Source organism: Methylophilus sp. (genome assembly GCF_052173275.1).
Taxonomy (GTDB): domain Bacteria; phylum Pseudomonadota; class Gammaproteobacteria; order Burkholderiales; family Methylophilaceae; genus Methylophilus.
Genome location: NZ_JBQMUL010000002.1, coordinates 1,149,803 through 1,166,842 on the forward strand (window position 1 = coordinate 1,149,803; position 17,040 = coordinate 1,166,842).

The 17,040-nt window shown below is 52.3% G+C and carries 16 protein-coding genes and 1 tRNA gene; 6 read left to right on the forward strand and 11 right to left on the reverse strand.

Annotation, left to right across the window (positions count from 1 at the left end; genetic code table 11):
- The first annotated feature begins 77 nt into the window (after window positions 1-77).
- Both ilvA and ACTS9Y_RS06950 read left to right on the forward strand, forming a co-directional pair.
- Entirely contained in the window at window positions 78-1,589 is a 1,512-nt protein-coding gene (gene ilvA / locus ACTS9Y_RS06945) for a threonine ammonia-lyase, biosynthetic (RefSeq protein WP_442585231.1), read from the forward strand.
- Window positions 1,590-1,757: 168 nt separating this feature from the next.
- Window positions 1,758-2,873 carry a YVTN family beta-propeller repeat protein gene (locus ACTS9Y_RS06950; RefSeq protein ID WP_442585232.1) on the forward strand — a complete coding sequence of 372 codons (1,116 nt, stop codon included), beginning with the start codon at window positions 1,758-1,760 and terminating at the stop codon, window positions 2,871-2,873.
- A gap of 75 nt (window positions 2,874-2,948) precedes the next feature.
- On the opposite strand, the gene ACTS9Y_RS06955 is transcribed toward ACTS9Y_RS06950, so the two are convergent.
- From ACTS9Y_RS06955 to ACTS9Y_RS06965, 3 genes are all read right to left on the reverse strand, one after another.
- Window positions 2,949-3,182, reverse strand: a complete 234-nt coding sequence (locus ACTS9Y_RS06955; protein ID WP_442585233.1) for a sulfurtransferase TusA family protein — start codon at window positions 3,180-3,182, stop codon at window positions 2,949-2,951.
- 27 nt (window positions 3,183-3,209) lie between these two features.
- Window positions 3,210-3,527 carry a rhodanese-like domain-containing protein gene (locus tag ACTS9Y_RS06960; protein ID WP_442585234.1) on the reverse strand — a complete coding sequence of 106 codons (318 nt, stop codon included), beginning with the start codon at window positions 3,525-3,527 and terminating at the stop codon, window positions 3,210-3,212.
- 41 nt (window positions 3,528-3,568) lie between these two features.
- Window positions 3,569-3,644: transfer RNA gene (locus tag ACTS9Y_RS06965), tRNA-Phe, on the reverse strand.
- 378 nt (window positions 3,645-4,022) lie between these two features.
- On the opposite strand from ACTS9Y_RS06965, the gene ACTS9Y_RS06970 reads away from it, so the two are divergent.
- The 4 genes from ACTS9Y_RS06970 (at window position 4,023) to ACTS9Y_RS06985 (ending at window position 8,468) form a co-directional block, all read left to right on the forward strand.
- Window positions 4,023-4,916, forward strand: a complete 894-nt coding sequence (locus ACTS9Y_RS06970; protein ID WP_442585235.1) for a PfkB family carbohydrate kinase — start codon at window positions 4,023-4,025, stop codon at window positions 4,914-4,916.
- A 178-nt stretch (window positions 4,917-5,094) separates the two neighbouring features.
- Window positions 5,095-5,364: a 30S ribosomal protein S15 gene (gene rpsO / locus ACTS9Y_RS06975; RefSeq protein ID WP_379034001.1), complete on the forward strand. Its 270-nt coding sequence runs from the start codon at window positions 5,095-5,097 to the stop codon at window positions 5,362-5,364.
- Window positions 5,365-5,658: 294 nt separating this feature from the next.
- Window positions 5,659-7,779 (forward strand): polyribonucleotide nucleotidyltransferase, encoded by a 2,121-nt coding sequence (gene pnp, locus ACTS9Y_RS06980; RefSeq protein ID WP_442585236.1) that lies wholly within the window; start codon window positions 5,659-5,661, stop codon window positions 7,777-7,779.
- A 164-nt stretch (window positions 7,780-7,943) separates the two neighbouring features.
- A complete protein-coding gene (locus ACTS9Y_RS06985; RefSeq protein ID WP_442585237.1) occupies window positions 7,944-8,468 on the forward strand; it encodes a GNAT family N-acetyltransferase in 525 nt (174 codons plus the stop codon).
- A gap of 57 nt (window positions 8,469-8,525) precedes the next feature.
- On the opposite strand, the gene ACTS9Y_RS06990 is transcribed toward ACTS9Y_RS06985, so the two are convergent.
- The 8 genes from ACTS9Y_RS06990 to ACTS9Y_RS07025 all read right to left on the reverse strand — a co-directional run bounded on the left by ACTS9Y_RS06990 (window position 8,526) and on the right by ACTS9Y_RS07025 (window position 17,012).
- A complete protein-coding gene (locus tag ACTS9Y_RS06990; RefSeq protein WP_442585238.1) occupies window positions 8,526-9,026 on the reverse strand; it encodes a GNAT family N-acetyltransferase in 501 nt (166 codons plus the stop codon).
- Between the two features lie 21 nt (window positions 9,027-9,047).
- Window positions 9,048-9,386 carry a tRNA-binding protein gene (locus tag ACTS9Y_RS06995; protein ID WP_442585239.1) on the reverse strand — a complete coding sequence of 113 codons (339 nt, stop codon included), beginning with the start codon at window positions 9,384-9,386 and terminating at the stop codon, window positions 9,048-9,050.
- Window positions 9,387-9,444: 58 nt separating this feature from the next.
- A complete protein-coding gene (locus ACTS9Y_RS07000) occupies window positions 9,445-9,999 on the reverse strand; it encodes an isochorismatase family protein (RefSeq protein ID WP_442585240.1) in 555 nt (184 codons plus the stop codon).
- Between the two features lie 12 nt (window positions 10,000-10,011).
- Window positions 10,012-11,355: a TolC family outer membrane protein gene (locus ACTS9Y_RS07005; RefSeq protein ID WP_442585241.1), complete on the reverse strand. Its 1,344-nt coding sequence runs from the start codon at window positions 11,353-11,355 to the stop codon at window positions 10,012-10,014.
- Window positions 11,356-11,368: 13 nt separating this feature from the next.
- The gene (locus ACTS9Y_RS07010; protein WP_442585242.1) at window positions 11,369-12,025 is read right to left on the reverse strand and encodes a protein-L-isoaspartate O-methyltransferase family protein; all 657 of its coding nucleotides are present in this window, start codon (window positions 12,023-12,025) and stop codon (window positions 11,369-11,371) included.
- Between the two features lie 115 nt (window positions 12,026-12,140).
- Window positions 12,141-15,317 (reverse strand): efflux RND transporter permease subunit, encoded by a 3,177-nt coding sequence (locus tag ACTS9Y_RS07015; RefSeq protein WP_442585243.1) that lies wholly within the window; start codon window positions 15,315-15,317, stop codon window positions 12,141-12,143.
- Window positions 15,317-16,393, reverse strand: a complete 1,077-nt coding sequence (locus ACTS9Y_RS07020; protein WP_442585244.1) for an efflux RND transporter periplasmic adaptor subunit — start codon at window positions 16,391-16,393, stop codon at window positions 15,317-15,319. The genes ACTS9Y_RS07015 and ACTS9Y_RS07020 overlap by 1 nt, the downstream gene beginning before the upstream one ends.
- Window positions 16,386-17,012 carry a TetR/AcrR family transcriptional regulator gene (locus ACTS9Y_RS07025; RefSeq protein ID WP_442585245.1) on the reverse strand — a complete coding sequence of 209 codons (627 nt, stop codon included), beginning with the start codon at window positions 17,010-17,012 and terminating at the stop codon, window positions 16,386-16,388. Before ACTS9Y_RS07025 ends, ACTS9Y_RS07020 begins: the two co-directional genes overlap by 8 nt.
- Window positions 17,013-17,040 lie beyond the last annotated feature (28 nt).

Here is a 17,040-nt window from a genome sequence, read left to right on the forward strand (position 1 = left end):
TTGATTAATTCTTTATAATACAAACAATTTCCTATCATACACTGCAACCTTGCGGTTTTAAAACCTTAAAGCACTTGATGACCACCGACTACCGCGAAAAAATCGAACACTCCCAAGTCTATGCCGTGGCCCGCCACACGCCGCTGGATCTCATGCCTAACCTCAGTGGGCGGCTAAGAAACCAGGTCTTGCTCAAGCGTGAGGACATGCAACCGGTATTCTCATTCAAACTGCGCGGCGCCTATAACAAGATGGCCAATCTCCCGGCCGAGGCGCTTGCGCGTGGCGTGATCTGCGCAAGTGCTGGCAACCACGCCCAAGGGGTGGCGCTGAGTGCGCAAAAGCTGGGTTGTCGCGCCGTGATTGTGATGCCCACTACTACGCCGGCGATCAAGATCAATGCCGTCAGGGCGCGAGGTGCAGAAGTGCTGTTGTTTGGCGACAGTTATTCCGACGCTTACGCCCATGCGCTGGAAGTGGAGAAAAGCGAAGGCCTGACCTTTGTGCACCCCTACGATGACCCGGATGTGATTGCCGGGCAGGGCACCATCGCCATGGAAGTGTTGCAGGATCATCCTGAACCGATCGAGGCGATTTTCTGCTGTGTAGGCGGTGGCGGTTTGCTGGCCGGTGTGGCTGCTTACATCAAGGCTTTGCGGCCTGAGATCAAGGTTATTGGGGTAGAAGCACAAGATGCCGAAGCCATGACCGAATCCCTGAAAACCGGCGAGCGCGTCATGCTGACACAAGTGGGTTTATTTGCCGACGGTGCTGCGGTCAAGCAGGTGGGCGAGCATACATTTTCGCTGGTGCAACAATTTGTCGATGAGATGATTGTGGTCGATAACGATGAGATCTGTGCCGCCATCAAAGATGTATTTGAGGATACCCGCAGCATACTAGAACCAGCCGGCGCGCTCGCATTAGCCGGGTTAAAAGCCTATGCCGCGCAGCATCAGCTGCAAGGCAAAAGCCTGGTTGCGGTCGCCTCCGGTGCCAATATGAATTTTGACCGCCTGCGCTTTATTGCCGAGCGCGCCGAGCTCGGCGAGCACCGGGAAGCGGTCTTTGCGGTGACTATCCCGGAAACCCCGGGTGCATTCAAAACATTTTGCCGCTTGCTGGGCAACCGCAATATCACCGAGTTTAATTACCGTTATGCAGATGCCAATCAGGCACATATTTTTGTCGGCGTCTCGGTGCAAAGCATGACCGAGCCAGCGGAAATCACACGTGCGCTGGATGCCGCTGGCTTGAAAGCATTAGACCTGACCGGCAATGAAATGGCCAAGTTGCACTTGCGTCACCTGGTCGGCGGCCATGCACCGCAAGCGCAGAATGAGGTGGTGTACCGCTTCGAGTTTCCCGAGAAACCTGGCGCGTTGATGAACTTTCTCGAATCTATGGGTCACAATTGGAACATCAGTTTGTTTCATTACCGTAACCATGGCGCCGATTTTGGCCGTGTGCTGGTGGGTATGCAGGTGCCGCCGCAAGAGAAAGCTGCTTTTGAGCAGTTTCTCGAGCAATTGGGCTATCCTTACTGGGATGAAAGCGACAACCCCGCCTATCAATTATTCTTGGGGTAATGTGCTTTTGAGTGGCTGATATCAGCCGTTGTGGTGGTTTATATCAGCCGAATTGTCCCGTGTATTGGTATCAATCAGCAATAAGCGGTGCTGTGCACCCGTTTCATGGGCGAGAATGGTTCTTGCTGGTGTCATTAGACTTTAAATAATAATCAGGAGATACATTGCATGTTGAACTCACCTTTCGCGCGTCGCACGCGCATCAGTTTGCTATTGCTGGCATTGGTTGCCAGCGTGGCTGCCTGTCAAAAAGCAGATGAATCTGCAACAGAAGCTGCGGCGCCTGCTGCAACTGCGCCTGCTGGCGCTGTGGCCTATGTGTCTACGCAAGATGCTGGCGTGGAAGTGATCGACCTGGCTACCTGGCAAGTGGCCAAACATTTTGACGTCAAGGCAACCGGCCCGCGCGGCCTGGCAGTGACTGATGATGGTAAAAAACTGATTGTTGCGACCAAGGATAACGAAAGTATCTCGGTGATCGATACGGCAACGGGCGAAGTCCTGCAGCAGATCAATGTCGGCAAAAACCCTGAGTTTGTGCGCGTAAGCGGCAATTTTGCGTTTGTGTCTTCAGAACCTAGTTCAAAAGGCGGCCCACCACCTAAAGCAGGTGAGGAAGACGACGATGACGATGATGAAGAAAAAATCCCGGCCAAAATCGCTGTGGTTGATTTAAGCAAAGGTGAAAAAGTACGCGAAATCACTGGCGGGCCAGAAACCGAAGGCATTGAGTTTTCAGCAGATGGCAAACAGCTGGTGATCACTAACGAAGCCGATAATACCGTGACGGTGCATAACATTGAAACCGGCGAGTTGATCAAAACCGTGCAGACGCATGCACATGGCGATCGCCCGCGTGGCATCAAGGTTTCACCGGACGGTAACACTTACCTGGCAACGCTGGAATTCGGCAATAAATTCCTGGTGCTTGATAAAGAGTTCAATGTGGTGCGCACAGTAGATACGGCTGTAACACCCTACGGCATTGCCTATGATGCCAAAGGTGAGCGTATTTTTGTAGCTACGAATAAAGCCAAGTTGCTGCAAGTGTTTGATGCTAAAACCTTTGAGAAGATCAAAGAAGTGCCAACCGGCAATCGTTGCTGGCATTTCAGCTTTACGCCGGATAACAAAGACATTCTGCTGGCGTGCGGTAAATCTGATGCGGTATTTGTGATTGATGCTGAAAAGCTCGAAGTGACCAAGCAGGTGGAAGTGAAAAACATGCCTTGGGGTGTCGTGACATTCCCGAAAGCCATGGGTAGCCTGGAAAACGCGAAGTAACCATTAAGCGCTACAAACAAAAAAGCCCGCAACCATGCGGGCTTTTTATTTTAATTTGATTTTAATACTGCGCAGTTAATCCGTGCGTTTTTTGATCCAGAAGGTAAACACGCCATCGGCTTCTTGCAGTTCAAGCAGTGTGTGGCCGGTCTGGCGGCAAAATGCATCGAAATCTTTTTTTGAGCCGGGATCGGTGGCCATGATCTTCAGCACCTGGGCCGGGCCAATATCATTGAGGGCTTTTTTGCAGCGCAAGATGGGCAATGGGCAATTCAAGTTACGGGCATCTACTTCTTTATCACTCACCATATTAAATATCCTGGAATGTCGCGCTGACTATATTGCTTTAATGGGCAAACCAGCATTCGCCCATGCCAATATGCCGCCTGCCAGGTGCGAGACATCCGCCACGCCTTGTGCGATGGCAAATTCACCAGCTGAAACAGAGCGTACGCCACTGCGGCAATAAAACACCAGTTTTTTATCTTGCGGCAATTGATGAAAAGCGCTGGCCAGATAACCCAAAGGCACATGCAATGCACCAGGTAACATGCCGGAAACAAGCTCGTGATCATTGCGGATATCAATCAGCAATAAGGATGGGTCATTCAATAAGGGGTGTAATTCATCCGGTGTTAAGTGTTTTAATGACATCAACAAACCCAGGAATAATATGCCGAGAGGCATGGAAGAAGTGGTGGCCAGAGGCAGAATCGAACTGCCGACACGAGGATTTTCAATCCTCTGCTCTACCGACTGAGCTATCTGGCCAACAACAATTCGAGTTAGCCCCGAATTGCAAGAGGCGCATTATAGCAAAGATATTCGGGAATGCACACAAAAGATAAAAAAATTCCTGGCCGGATTTCATGGCCCCCTTTTAGAGGGTGATTTCATGAGCGATTACGCTCATCGCTTGGTAACCGGTATAGCGTTTGGCGTTTCTGCACGGTTAACATTGCTCGTTCACGCAATTCAATGCAACAATGGTTTATGTATACGGTCAAACCTCGAACCCTTGCGCAGGGTAGTGAAAATAAGCGCCTCGCGGGTACACAGTGTGGTGTTTAAATGCACGCACTGATATATCTGGTGCCGTTTCATCTCCGGCATGTATGCGTGGCTCAATAAAAAAATAGGAAAAAACGTATGTCGAATTCAGTCATGATTTTAGGCGAAGTGCTGGGCGATGTTTTCCCGGAGCAAACCATTATTGGTGGTGCGCCTTATAACGTTGCCCGCCATTGCCATGCTTTTGGCCTGGACGTGCACTTGTTAACGGCGGTAGGCAAAGATGCCTTGGGGCAGCGTATCCTGGATGAAATGCATGAGGCTGGCTTGTCCACCAAGGGCGTGCAACAGCACGCAACCTTGCCTACCGGGCAGGTAAAAGTGCATTTTGAGCAGCATGGTCATAGATTTGAAATCCTGGATAGGCAGGCATATGATGCGCTGGATTGGCTGCCGGTGGAGGTGTTGACCGAGCAATATGCGCCGGAACTGGTCTATTTTGGCACGCTCGCGCTCAGGCATGCGCCCATGCAGGGCGTGGCTGAGCAGTGGCTGAAGCTTTGCCATAGCGCGACTGTTTTTTGCGATATTAATCTGCGCGCGCCCTGGTATGACAAAAGCAGCCTGATGCTGGCTTTGAATGCGGCGGATATCCTCAAGATCAACCATGAAGAGTTGCCCGAAGTTTGCAAGTTGCTTGGTTTGCCTGCTGAACCGGATCTGAACGCGCAAGCAAGGCAGCTGCTGGCAGCATTCGGTTTGCGCGAAATGTTTGTCACCTGTGGCGAGCAAGGCAGCTTCTGGCTGGATGAACATGGCAGCAGCTTCCGCGAGGCGCCAGTGCCTTTGAGAGTGCCGTTTGTGGATAGCGTGGGCGCAGGGGATGCTTACACTTCGATAGTCATACGTGGCCTGCTGGCCGATATGCCCAGGCAAACCATGCTGGCCGAGGCTGCCAGATTTGCCGCGGCCATTTGCGGTGTGCGTGGCGCGGTACCTGAAGATGCCGGGTTTTATCAGGATTTTTCATAGCCGGCTTTGCGCAGAAATCGACAAAAAATTAGCAAAAACAGAAACTTACTTGTATAAATCACTTTGCAAGGCGGGGCATTGTCACTATAATGCTGGGTTCGAGTAAATTGATTATCGAAGCGGTAAGGCAAATAGGTTGTCTGGCTGCAACGATATTGACGCTAATTAGGAAAAGAAAATGGCTGTTACCGCAGAACAATCCGCAAAAATTATCAAAGATTTCCAACGCAGTCCTAACGATACTGCCAGCCCAGAAGTGCAGGTTGCTTTATTGACCAACCGCATCACTTACCTGACAGAGCACTTCAAATCCAACAAAAAAGACAACCACTCACGTCGTGGTCTGCTGGCGCTGGTTAGCCAACGTCGTAGCTTGCTGGATTACCTGAAGGGTAAAGATGTCAGCCGCTATCAGACATTGATCGAGCGTCTGAACCTGCGTAAATAATTTGGTTAAAGTGACGAAAGTTACAACGCACTTTTAACGAAATAAAAGCCGATGGCATGGTGATTGCCTCGGCTTTTTTGTTTTAAAAATCCTGAGATTTTGTTTGAAAGAACGGGGTTTAAATCACTAACGGGGTGGCTTCTGTGAGTGCGTTTGTTTGATACCCCAAACAAATAGCGTACTGATAGAAGTCACCGCATATCGCGAAACATTGAATAAAGCAGTCATTCGATGTTTCTATTGTTGAGATTGGCTATTAGGTAGTGAATAGCCATGGTAGATAAAGGAAAAACAATGTTTGAAATTACTAAAAAAAGCGTCCAGTTTGGTGCGCATACCCTGACTATTGAAACCGGGGAAGTCGCGCGCCAGGCAGACGGTGCTGTGATGGTGAGCTACGGCGATACCGTCGTATTAGTCGCAGCCACTGCAAAAACCACCGTTAAAGAAGGCCAGGACTTCTTCCCTCTGACGGTTGATTACCAGGAAAAAACCTATTCTGCAGGCCGTATTCCCGGTGGCTACTTCAAGCGTGAAGGCCGCCCTTCAGAAAAAGAGACACTGACCGCGCGTTTGATCGACCGCCCAATGCGTCCTCTGTTCCCAGATGCGTTTTACAACGAAGTGCAAATCGTTGCCACCGTATTGTCCTACGACCCTGAGATCGATGCAGACATCCCTGCCATGATCGGTGCCTCTGCAGCGATCGCTTTGTCCGGTATTCCGTTCTACGGCCCTATGGGTGCTGCCCGCGTCGGTTACATCAATGGTGAATACGTATTGAACCCAACCGCTTCACAACTGAAAGAGTCTGCACTGGACCTGGTGGTTGCAGCGACTGAAACTGCTGTGATGATGGTGGAATCAGAAGCAAAAGAATTGCCGGAAGACGTAATGCTGGGCGCGGTTGTTTACGGCCACGAGCAAATGCAGTCTGTGATTAAAATCATTAACGAACTGGCCAATGAAGCCGGTAAAGATGCATGGGACTGGACAGTACCAGAGCCAGACACTGCGCTGATCGCTAAGATCGAGACCATTGCTGCTGCTGACATCAATGCCGCTTTCCAGATCAAATCAAAAGGCGAGCGCTCTGCCAAGCTGGACGAAGTCAAATCCCGCGTCATGAGCACATTGATCACTGAAGAAACCTCTACGCTGGAAGCCAACAAGATTAAAGATGAGTTCTTTAAACTGGAAGCCAAAACAGTCCGTAGCCAGATCTTGAACGGCGAGCCACGTATTGATGGCCGCGATACACGCACTGTGCGTCCTATCGTTATCCGCTCAGGTGTATTGCCACGCACGCACGGTTCAGCCCTGTTTACCCGTGGTGAAACACAGGCATTGGTTGCTACTACCCTGGGTACCGGCAGAGATGAACAATTGATTGATGCGCTGGGTGGCGAATACTACGAAAACTTCATGCTGCACTACAACATGCCTCCGTTCGCTACTGGTGAAACTGGCCGTGTCGGTACGCCAAAACGTCGTGAAATCGGCCATGGCAACCTGGCAAAACGCGCATTGAAAGCAGTTCTGCCACCTAAAGGTGAGTTTGACTACACTATCCGCGTAGTGTCTGAGATCACTGAATCTAACGGTTCAAGCTCCATGGCATCTGTCTGTGGTGGTTGCCTGTCCATGCTGGATGCTGGTGTACCATTAACTGCGCACGTGGCGGGTGTGGCGATGGGCCTGATCAAAGAAGGTAACCGTGTTGCCGTATTGACCGACATTCTGGGTGACGAAGATCACCTGGGTGATATGGACTTTAAAGTAGCCGGTACCGACCAGGGCATTACCGCTCTGCAAATGGACATCAAAATCACCGGGATTACTGCACAGATCATGGAAGTCGCACTGGCTCAAGCCAAAGAAGGTCGCGCGCATATTCTTGGTTTGATGAAGCAGGCTGTGTCTGGTGTAAACACCGAGATGTCACAATTTGCACCACGTATCATCAGCATGAAAATCAATCCGGACAAGATCCGTGACGTGATTGGTAAAGGCGGCGCTGTGATCCAGGCACTGACCAAAGAAACCAACACCAGCATTGATATTGAAGATGACGGTACCGTGAAAATCGCCTGCACCAGTGCAGAAGAAGGCGCTGAAGCACAACGCCGTATCGCTGCCATCACCGCTGAAGTTGAAATCGGCCAGGTTTACGAAGGCCCAGTGGTCAAGATCCTTGATTTTGGCGCAGTCGTCACATTGTTGCCAGGCAAAGATGGCCTGGTACACATCTCACAAATCGCCCACGAGCGCGTCAAAGCGGTAGGTGACTACCTCAAAGAAGGCGACGTTGTAAAAGTGAAAGTGGTCGAAATTGATGACAAGGGCAAAGTGCGTTTAAGCATCAAAGCCCTGATCGAACCACCAGCAAGAGAAGAAACACCTTCTGCTGAGTAAGGTTGCAATCAATTAAAAGCCCGCGCAAGCGGGCTTTTTTGTTGGCAGACCTTTGCTTTACTATCATATGCCTACCACCCGGTTAAGGCCTTTGCTCACGCCATATTGATGCCGTGGCATGCAAGTATATTGATCATTCAAAAAAAGAGAAGGATGACCCTCACATGGGCGAGACGCAACAAATATCGATACGTGCAATCACTCACGAGGATACACATTCTGTGTATGAGTACGCACTCAAAAATCGTATGCATCTTCAAGCGTGGGAGCCATTAAGAGAAGAAAGTTATTTTTCTCATGCTGGCGCAGAAGGCCGAGTATTCAATATGCTGTCGGCCATGCAGAGTGGCAATGCGCTGCATTTCGTAATTCTTCATGGTCAAGCAGTGATTGGCTTTATTAATTATACGAATATCATTCGAGGGCCATTCATGGCTTGCCATCTGGGTTTTTCGATTGACCGGGATTTTGAAGGCAAAGGGTATATGTTTTCTGCGTTAGAACAGACGCTTGAATACGTGAAAAATGAATTGCACCTGCACCGTGTCATGGCCAATTACATGCCGCATAACAATAAAAGTGAAGGGTTATTGGCACGTTTGAATTTCAAGAAAGAGGGATACGCTGAGGCGTATTTAAAGATTAATGGGCAATGGCAAGACCACGTATTAACGTCATTGATTTTTTAGCGTGAGTATCATTTCCCGCACAGGATTTGCTAATTATTTAGCGCATGCAAATATTTCTCACGTGCCTGCTACTGCTGACAGCCATTTATACATCACTAAGGCATCGACATAACCTTTGCTTGGATGGTGAAATGCCTTTGGTAATCTGCCTACAGTTTCAAAGCCTAGCTTAGTCCACAATCGCACCGCGCCTTCATTCGTCGAGGCGACAAAATTGAATTGCATGGCTTTGTAACCCAAGGATTTTGCAATTTCTTGTGAGTGTACGCACATGCTGCTCGCAAGGCCCAGGCCGCGCGCGGCAGGGGAGACCATATAGCCGCAGTTGCAGACGTGATCACCGCCGCCGAGTTGATTGGTTTTGATGTAATAAGTGCCCAGGATGGTGCCGTTTTCTTCTGCAACAAAGGTTTTTCTAGGCATTTCCATCCAGAAGGTAATGGCCTGTGCCCGGGTGGTATCACGCGGATAGGCGTAGGTTTCGCCAGCGGCGACAATGGGCTGGAAGATGGTCCATATCTGGTCAAAATCGGCCAGGGTGGCTTCACGGATATGCATGAATACAGTTTTCTTGATGGCTTAAAGTAGTTTGGTGCCTGGTGGCACTGCGTGTTCGGGAATACAAAGCGTGACATTGCCTTCAGCGTCGTGAAAGCCGGTGACCAGGCATTCGGAGACAAACGGGCCTATCTGTTTGTTGGGGAAATTCACCACGGCGACGACCAGTTTGCCTATCAGGTTTTCCGGTGTGTAATGCGCAGTGATTTGCGCACTGGATTTTCGTGTGCCGATCTCGGGGCCAAAGTCTATGTGCAGTTTGTACGCTGGTTTCCGCGCTTCGGGGAAAGCTTCAGCAGAGATCACGCGCCCGACGCGCAGTTCTACTTTGGTGAAATCATTCCATTCTATTTGATTCATGTTTGCGATCAGCCCGTGGTTGCAACAAAATATTATGCAGAAAAGCAACGCGCTTTTGTTAACGGATCAACGCCGAAATCGCCTTGAATTGCGGATGCGTTGCGCCTTGCAGTGGCTCAAACAACATAGACTCGGTATTGGTGATTATGCAACCGGCGTCACGCAGTCGCGCGATGGCATTCAGGCGATTCACCTCGGTGCGGGAGATGATGGCGTCTTCCACAATCAATACCTGTTTGCCTGCCGCAAGCGCATCCAGCGCGGTTTGCAGCACACAGATATGGGCTTCTAACCCGAACAGCACCACCTGCGGGGCGACGCTGACGGAAGATTCCTGCAACGCGGCTTCGTGCCAGGCCGAGAATGCCAGTTTGCCGTAACGTGGGGTGTAATCCGGCAACAGTGTCTGCAATACCGGCAGCGTTTCGCCGAGCTTTTCCGGATACTGTTCGGTGACCCACAGCGGAATATTCAGCAGTTGCGCGGCTTGTAACAGGCGCTGGATATTCCGGATGACGGTGGCCATATGCGCTTCCGGCATGACCGAGCACAAGCGCGTTTGCACATCGATTAACATCCAGACGGCGTCTGTGCTGGCAATGACATGATTCATACTGATGACCTTTTACTTTTTGGCGAGTTGCTGATCAATATCCTGCAAATCAGCTTCTGACACGATGCCACTGGCTGTTTTGAGGCGGATGATATTCACCAGGTAGTTGTAGCGCGCCTGCAACAGGTCGCGATTGGCGCTGAAATATTGCTGCTGCGCATTGAGTACATCTACGCTGGTGCGTATGCCGACTTCGTAGCCCAGCTGGGTAGAGTCCACCTGGCTCTGGCTGCTTTTGAGTGCCTGTTCCAAAGCTTTGACCTGGGCGATGCTGGTATTCAGATTCAAATAGGCACGCTGGGTTTCCAGGGTGGTCTGGCGCAAGGCATTCTGCAAATCATCCAGTGCTTTTTGCCGGTTAAAAGCGGCCTGTCGCACGCGCGAAGTCACAGCGCCGCCCTGATATAACGGCATGGAGACTTCCACGCCTATGCTGGCACTTTTCAGGTCGCCACCAAATCCGTACTGGCCGCCATTGCTGTAACTATCCTGATAGCTGGCAACGGCGTCTACTGAGGGGTAATGGCCAGCGCGGGCGATTTCAATGTCTTTTTCACTGACTTGTATGGTTTCCTGCTGGATCTGGATATTCAGGTTGCTGGCGTTGGTCACGTCCTGCCATTCCTGCATGGGTTTCAGGCTGGGCGTGACCTGGATATCCGCACGCACACTGGCCAGATGTTCCGGCAATTTGCCGGTGATCGCCTGCAGGCTGCGCCTGGCGATTTCCATATCATTCAGCGCAGAAAACTCCTGCGCGGCAATCAGGTCATAACGGGCCTGTGCTTCATTGACATCGGTGATGGTGGCGGAACCGACATCGAACGTGGCTTTTGCCTGCTGAAACTGGCGTTGAATGGCTTTTTTCTGCGCATCTATCAACGTCATGCGGTCTTGCGCCAGCAACATGTCAAAGTAAGCCTGCGTGGTCCGTAACATCAGGTTTTGCTGTACCAGGTGATATTGTTTGTCCGCAATGCTTACCTGCACTTTGCTTTGGTCTATGCGCTCCAGGTTTTCCTTGCGGAAAATGGGCTGCCTGGCTTGCAACTGGGCCTGGTAACCTTCAAAAGTATTACGCCCGCCAGGGAAAGGCGCCGGGCTGCCGACTATTTTCAAATCAGTACGGTTGGCATTGGCCCCGGCCAGAAAATTCACCGAAGGCCGGTAACCGGCTTTGGCCTGTTCTATGATTTCTTGCGCTGCCTGATTGGCACTGCCGGCAGAAGCCAGTACCGGGTCATTGGCTTTGGCTTCCTGGTAGATATCCAGCAGGCTTTGTGACGAGGCGCAGACGGGGAGTGCCAGTGTAAGCCCTGTCAGCAACAAGCAGCGGATGAACCTGGCGACTGGCATGGTTGCTGATAACCTAGAATGAAAACGCCTGTGCTTGCGGCGCATTCTGCATCTCGGTCAGGCTGGTCTCAAACAGCACATCCTGTTTGTAGCTATGCTCAGCCAGGCGCTGGATCAGCGTTGCCTGCATCACCGGTGCTTTGCCGAGCACGATCAGCATGCGGCCGCCTATGCTGAGCTGGCGGCGTACGCCTTCGGCTTCGACCGGGCTGGAGGCAGTGAATACGATCGCGTCAAACGGCGCATGCGATTCATAACCGCTGTGCCCGTCTGCTTCAATCACTTGTACATTCTGTATGCCTTGTTTGCTCAGATTCTGGCTGGCCAGGGCACATAAATCGGGGAAGATCTCCAGCGCGGTCACTTGCGCACTATGCTGCGCCATCAGCGCCGCCAGATAGCCGCTACCGGCACCAATCAATAATACTTTGTCAGTCGCTTGTAGTTGTAATGCCTGCAAAAAGCGGCCTTCCACTTTCGGGCTCAGCATTTGCTGTTCGTGCGCTAACGGGATCTCAATATCGGCAAAGGCCAGCCCGCGATAGGCTTCCGGCACAAAGTTTTCCCGCGGGAGACTATTGAGTGTGGCCAATACCTTGGGGTCCAGCACCTCCCAGGTGCGGATCTGCTGCTCAATCATATTAAAACGTGCGGTTGCCTGGTCTGTCATGGTCTAGTCCTGTCTATAAGTTCAATGTCCATCTTGCAGAACGCAAGGCCATCGCCATTGCATGCTGCCCTGCATTTAATGCCTGTTTCACTCACTATTATAGTTTATTGCGCCCTTATTTCGAGGCTCTGGCGGTCAATCCGGCCCAGAATGTATACAGGGCCGGGACAAACAAGATGGTCAGCACCGTTGCCACTGCCAGGCCACCCATGATCGCCACTGCCATTGGCCCGAAAAACACGCTGCGTGTCAGCGGGATCATGGCCAGGATCGCTGCCGCTGCCGTCAGCACGATAGGCCGGAAGCGGCGTACGGTGGATTGCACCACTGCCTGTTCCAAAGAAGAGCCTTCAGCAATATCCTGGTTGATCTGATCCACCAGAATGACGGAATTACGCATGATCATGCCCGACAGCGCAATGCTGCCAAGCATGGCGACAAAGCCGAATGGCATGTTGAATATCAGCAACGCGAAAGTAATGCCTATCATCCCCAGAGGCGCGGTGAGCACCACTAACAGCACATTGCTGATGCTACGCAGTTGCAGCATCAACAAGGTGAATACGGCTGCTAAAAACAGCGGTACGCCTTTGGCCACCGATGAAGCACCTTTGGCGGATTCCTCAATCGCGCCGCCAGTGTCTACCGTCACGCCAGCCGGGAGCTTTTGCAGTGCCTGCTGGATAGCTTGCTGAATCTGCTCCGACACCACCGGCGCCTGCATATTGCCGCTCAGATGGGCCCTGACGGTAATCGACGGCACCCGGTTGCGGCGCCAGATCACGCCTTCTTCAAACCCATAATGGATATTGGCGACTTGCGCTAATGGCACGCGCTCACCGCGCTGGCTCAGTACCGTCAATTGCGCCAGTTGGGACAGTTTGGCATGCTCGGCAGCAGTGCTGCGCATGACCAGGTCTATGCGTTCGTTGCCTTCGCGGAATTCGCTGATCACCTGCTCGGAATACTGGGTATTCAGCAGTTGCGCGATGTCGGCAGAACTGACGCCGAGCAAACGTGCTTTGTGCTGGTCTACGTCCACCCGCATGACTTTGCTTGGTTCCTCCCAGCTCAGCTGCACATTGCGCAGGTGCGGATTGGCGCGCATGGCATCCGCAATCTGGTTGGATACGCTCCTGATGGCCTGCAGATCCTGGCCGTTGACTCTGAACTGGACAGGAAATCCCACCGGCGGGCCGTTTTCCAGCCGCAGGATAGACGCGCGTAATTGCGGGAAGTCGTGTTCAAACAGCGTGAGCAAGTCATTGCGCAAGGCTTCGCGTTGTTGCAGGTCGCTACAAAGGATCACCAGTTGTGCAAACGCGCGATGTGGCAGTTGCACATCCAGCGGCAGATAATAACGCGGTGCACCGGAACCGACATATGACACCACATTTTCTAGGCGCGCATGGTTTTGTTGCCATTGTTGCAGCCAGTGTTCCAGTTGCTTGACCGCATCATCCGTCGCCTGGTCGCTGGCATTTTCAGCCAGGCGTAAATCGACTACGATCTCCAGCCGCGTGGAGTCAGGGAAAAACTGTTGTTGTACTTTGCCGAAGCTGAGCATGGACACCACGAACAGGATAATGGTGGCGATGATCACGCTGCCTTTATGCAGCACACACCAGCTGACGATGCTTTGTAGGCGCTGGTAAAAACGCGTTTCGTAAAGTGCGGTGTGGTGAGTACTTGCTTCGCTTGCAGGCTTTGATTTCCAGCCTAAAGATTGCTTGATTTTTGAGAGTCTAGTCGGAGAGGAGTTGGCGTGCTGCAAGGCACCAGGTAGCAGGTGATAGCCTAAAAATGGCACCACAATCACCGCCGCCACCCAGGACAATGTCAGCGCAATAGCTGACACTTGGAAAATCGAACGCGTGTATTCGCCGGTGGAAGACACCGCAGTCGCGATCGGCAGGAAACCGGCCACAGTCACCAGCGTGCCGGTCAACATGGGCATGGCGGTCGAGGTGAATGCAAATGAAGCTGCTTGCATGCGCTCCCAGCCTTGTTCCATTTTTGCTGCCATCATCTCGACGGCAATGATTGCGTCATCGACCAACAGGCCCAGGGCCAGAATCAATGCGCCGAGTGAGATCTTGTGCAGGCCGATGTTGAACCAGTCCATCAGCAGGAAAGTGCCGGCCAGTACAATCGGGATGGCCACGGCGACGACAATGCCGGTGCGCCAGCCCAGCGACAGCAGGCTGACCGCCAGCACGATCAGCAGCGCTTCTGTCAGTGAGTGGACAAAATCCTGCACCGAATGCTGCACGATCTCGGGTTGTGAGGTGACCAGTTGTAACTGCACGCCTACCGGTAACTGTTTTTGTACGCTGGTGATGTTTTGTTGCAAGGCTTTGCCCAGCGCGATGACATCGCCGCCCTGTTGCATGCTGACGCCTATCAACAAGGCTGGCTTGCCATTGAAGTGGATACGTTGCGCAGGCGGGTCGGCATAACCGCGTTTAATAGTCGCAATCTCGCCCAGGGTCAGGTTCTGGTTAGCCGTGCGGATAGGGAAGTTGCGCAGGTCTTCCAGTGTTTGCAAGCGACCACTCACACTCATGCGGATGCGCTCGGGGCCTGCGTCAAACGTGCCGGCGCCTGTGACTGCATTTTGCTGTTGCAGCATTTGCGCCAGTTGCGCCGGGCTGATGCCTAAAGAAGTGAGTTTCTGGTTAGACAGCTCGATAATGATTTTTTGCGGTTGCTCGCCAAACAGGTCGACTTTTTCAATATCCGGCAATTTGAGCAGGCGGGCACGCACCCATTCTGCCTGGCGTTTCAGTTGTTGCGGCGTCAGGCCATCGGCGGTCATGGCATACATGGTGCCGTAGACATCGCTGAACTCATCGTTAAAGGTCAGGCTTTGCAGATCACCAGGGAAAGTATGGCGGATATCACCGATTTTTTTACGGATCTGGTACCACAGCTCGGGGATTTTTTCTGAGAAAGTGTCATCGCGGATCACCACAAACACCACCGATTCGCCGGGTCGCGAATAGCTGTTGATGTAGTCGATAGACGGGATCTCCTGCAGTTTCTTCTCAATCTTGTCGGTGACCTGCTGCTCGACTTCTTGCGCCGAAGCCCCTGGCCAGCTGCTGCGGATCAGCATGACCTTGAATGTGAACGGCGGGTCTTCAGACTGGCCAAGGTGGGTGTAGGCCAGCATGCCGCCTAACAGTGTCAGGATAATAAAATACAGCACCAGCGCCTGGTTTTTGAGTGCCCAGGTGGAAAGGTTGAAGCGATGGTGAGGCGGCTCGTCCGGCATGTGTGGCATGTGCATCAGCGGAGCACCTCAGGCCCGGGCGTGACTGCTTGTACCTGCATGCCTTCGGTCAGGGTGTGTACGCCTATGGTGGCGATGGTTTCCTGCGCTTGCAGGCCACTAGTGATTTCGACGCCGGTTTCATCAAGTGCGCCGGTGGTGACCACGCGCTTGTGCGCCTGGTTATTGTTAGTGATCACCCAAACAATGGCCTGGCCGCCCTGTTGCGTGACGGCTGTGGCGGGGACGATGATTTTTTGTGTCGCGTTTGTCTGCGTAAAAGCCACCTGCGCCGTCATGCCCAGTTTGATACGCGGGTCAGGCTGTAATAACTGGATACGCAGATCAAACGCATGGGTCTGGTTGTTGGCGGCTGGTGAGATTTCGCGGATACGTGCTGCATATGCCTGTGCCGCTTCCGTCAGCGTCACCTGCGCGTGATCCCCGACCTGCAAGCGATCAATTGAGGTTTCGGGCACTGCGATCTGCACTTCCAGCGTTTGCAGGTCATAGATCTGTGCCACGGTTTGTCCGGCTGCGACTACTTGCCCTGGCTCTGCCTGGATCATGCCTATCACACCCGCGCGGTCAGCCAGTAGTTGCGTATAAGCGGTCTGGTGATGACTGACGGCCGCTTGCGATTGGGCTTGCGTCACGCGCGCCTGGGCGGTTTTGACCTGGGTCTCGTAACTGTCGAGGGCAGATCTAGAAATGAATTGTTGCCGGTAGAGTTGCTGGCGACGCTCCAGTTCAGATTGTGCCAGTGCCAGGTTGGCCTGTGCGGTTTGCACATCGGCAGTGGCTGCCTGTGCGTTGAGCCTGGAATCATTCGGGTCCAGTCGGGCAATAAGCTGGCCTTTTTTTACCTGATCGCCGACATTGACTGCACGTTCAGTGATTTTTCCTGCGATACGGAAGCCTATGTTTGATTCGTAACGTGAACGCACTTCGCCGGTATAGCTGCCGCCCACCTGATGATCGGCAGCGCCAACTGTCATCACCCACACCGGGCGTGGCGCAGCGACTTCCTGGCTTTCCTTGTGGCAGGCGGCAAGCAACGCAGCAACCGCCATCATCATGATTATTTTATGCATGTTTCGCTTCTTTCAGGAGTCCATGCGTACACATCTGCACCATGGAATCGATGCGGGTTTCCAGCGGCCGCCAATTGATCCAGGCATCTTCCGCCATATTGATCTGCAATGAGCATAACCCATGCATGGCGGCCCACACCGTTTGGGCAATCAAGGTCGCATCGGTAAAAGCCGGTTTGAAAATGCCGGCCTCATAAGCGCTGCTGACTACGCCTATCAGTTGCGAATAGGCGTCCTGCTCGGGATTGTTCTGCTCGATACTGGAGAGTGCCGGGTCACAGGGCGGATGCTGGGTCATAAACATCATGCGGTAGTGATTGGGGTTGGTCAGTGCAAATTGCACATAATGCTGCGCGAATTGCAGAAAACGTTGTAAAGGGTCATTGATCGTTAACGTAGATTGCAGCGCCTGTGCCAGTTTCAGTACATCGGTATCTACCACCGCACGCAGTAATTGTTCCTTGTCGCTAAAGTACAGGTAGAGGCTAGTGGCAGAATAGCCGATCCTGGTGGCAATGGCGCGCATGGTCACCGCTTCTACGCCCTGGTGAATAAACAGTTCCCGCGCGGCATCAATAATCACGGTGCGCAGGACTTGCTTTTCTGCTTCTGTTTTCACTTTTGGCGGCATGGAAAAATACGGTTTT

Excerpts from the sequence above, each read along its gene's own strand:
- ilvA (WP_442585231.1), top strand. The coding sequence starts at position 78 with ATGACCACCGACTACCGCGAAAAAATCGAACACTCCCAAGTCTATGCC.
- ACTS9Y_RS06950 (WP_442585232.1), top strand. The coding sequence starts at position 1,758 with ATGTTGAACTCACCTTTCGCGCGTCGCACGCGCATCAGTTTGCTATTG.
- ACTS9Y_RS06955 (WP_442585233.1), bottom strand. The coding sequence starts at position 3,182 with ATGGTGAGTGATAAAGAAGTAGATGCCCGTAACTTGAATTGCCCATTG.
- ACTS9Y_RS06960 (WP_442585234.1), bottom strand. The coding sequence starts at position 3,527 with ATGTCATTAAAACACTTAACACCGGATGAATTACACCCCTTATTGAAT.
- ACTS9Y_RS06970 (WP_442585235.1), top strand. The coding sequence starts at position 4,023 with ATGTCGAATTCAGTCATGATTTTAGGCGAAGTGCTGGGCGATGTTTTC.
- rpsO (WP_379034001.1), top strand. The coding sequence starts at position 5,095 with ATGGCTGTTACCGCAGAACAATCCGCAAAAATTATCAAAGATTTCCAA.
- pnp (WP_442585236.1), top strand. The coding sequence starts at position 5,659 with ATGTTTGAAATTACTAAAAAAAGCGTCCAGTTTGGTGCGCATACCCTG.
- ACTS9Y_RS06985 (WP_442585237.1), top strand. The coding sequence starts at position 7,944 with ATGGGCGAGACGCAACAAATATCGATACGTGCAATCACTCACGAGGAT.
- ACTS9Y_RS06990 (WP_442585238.1), bottom strand. The coding sequence starts at position 9,026 with ATGCATATCCGTGAAGCCACCCTGGCCGATTTTGACCAGATATGGACC.
- ACTS9Y_RS06995 (WP_442585239.1), bottom strand. The coding sequence starts at position 9,386 with ATGAATCAAATAGAATGGAATGATTTCACCAAAGTAGAACTGCGCGTC.
- ACTS9Y_RS07000 (WP_442585240.1), bottom strand. The coding sequence starts at position 9,999 with ATGAATCATGTCATTGCCAGCACAGACGCCGTCTGGATGTTAATCGAT.
- ACTS9Y_RS07005 (WP_442585241.1), bottom strand. The coding sequence starts at position 11,355 with ATGCCAGTCGCCAGGTTCATCCGCTGCTTGTTGCTGACAGGGCTTACA.
- ACTS9Y_RS07010 (WP_442585242.1), bottom strand. The coding sequence starts at position 12,025 with ATGACAGACCAGGCAACCGCACGTTTTAATATGATTGAGCAGCAGATC.
- ACTS9Y_RS07015 (WP_442585243.1), bottom strand. The coding sequence starts at position 15,317 with ATGCACATGCCACACATGCCGGACGAGCCGCCTCACCATCGCTTCAAC.
- ACTS9Y_RS07020 (WP_442585244.1), bottom strand. The coding sequence starts at position 16,393 with ATGCATAAAATAATCATGATGATGGCGGTTGCTGCGTTGCTTGCCGCC.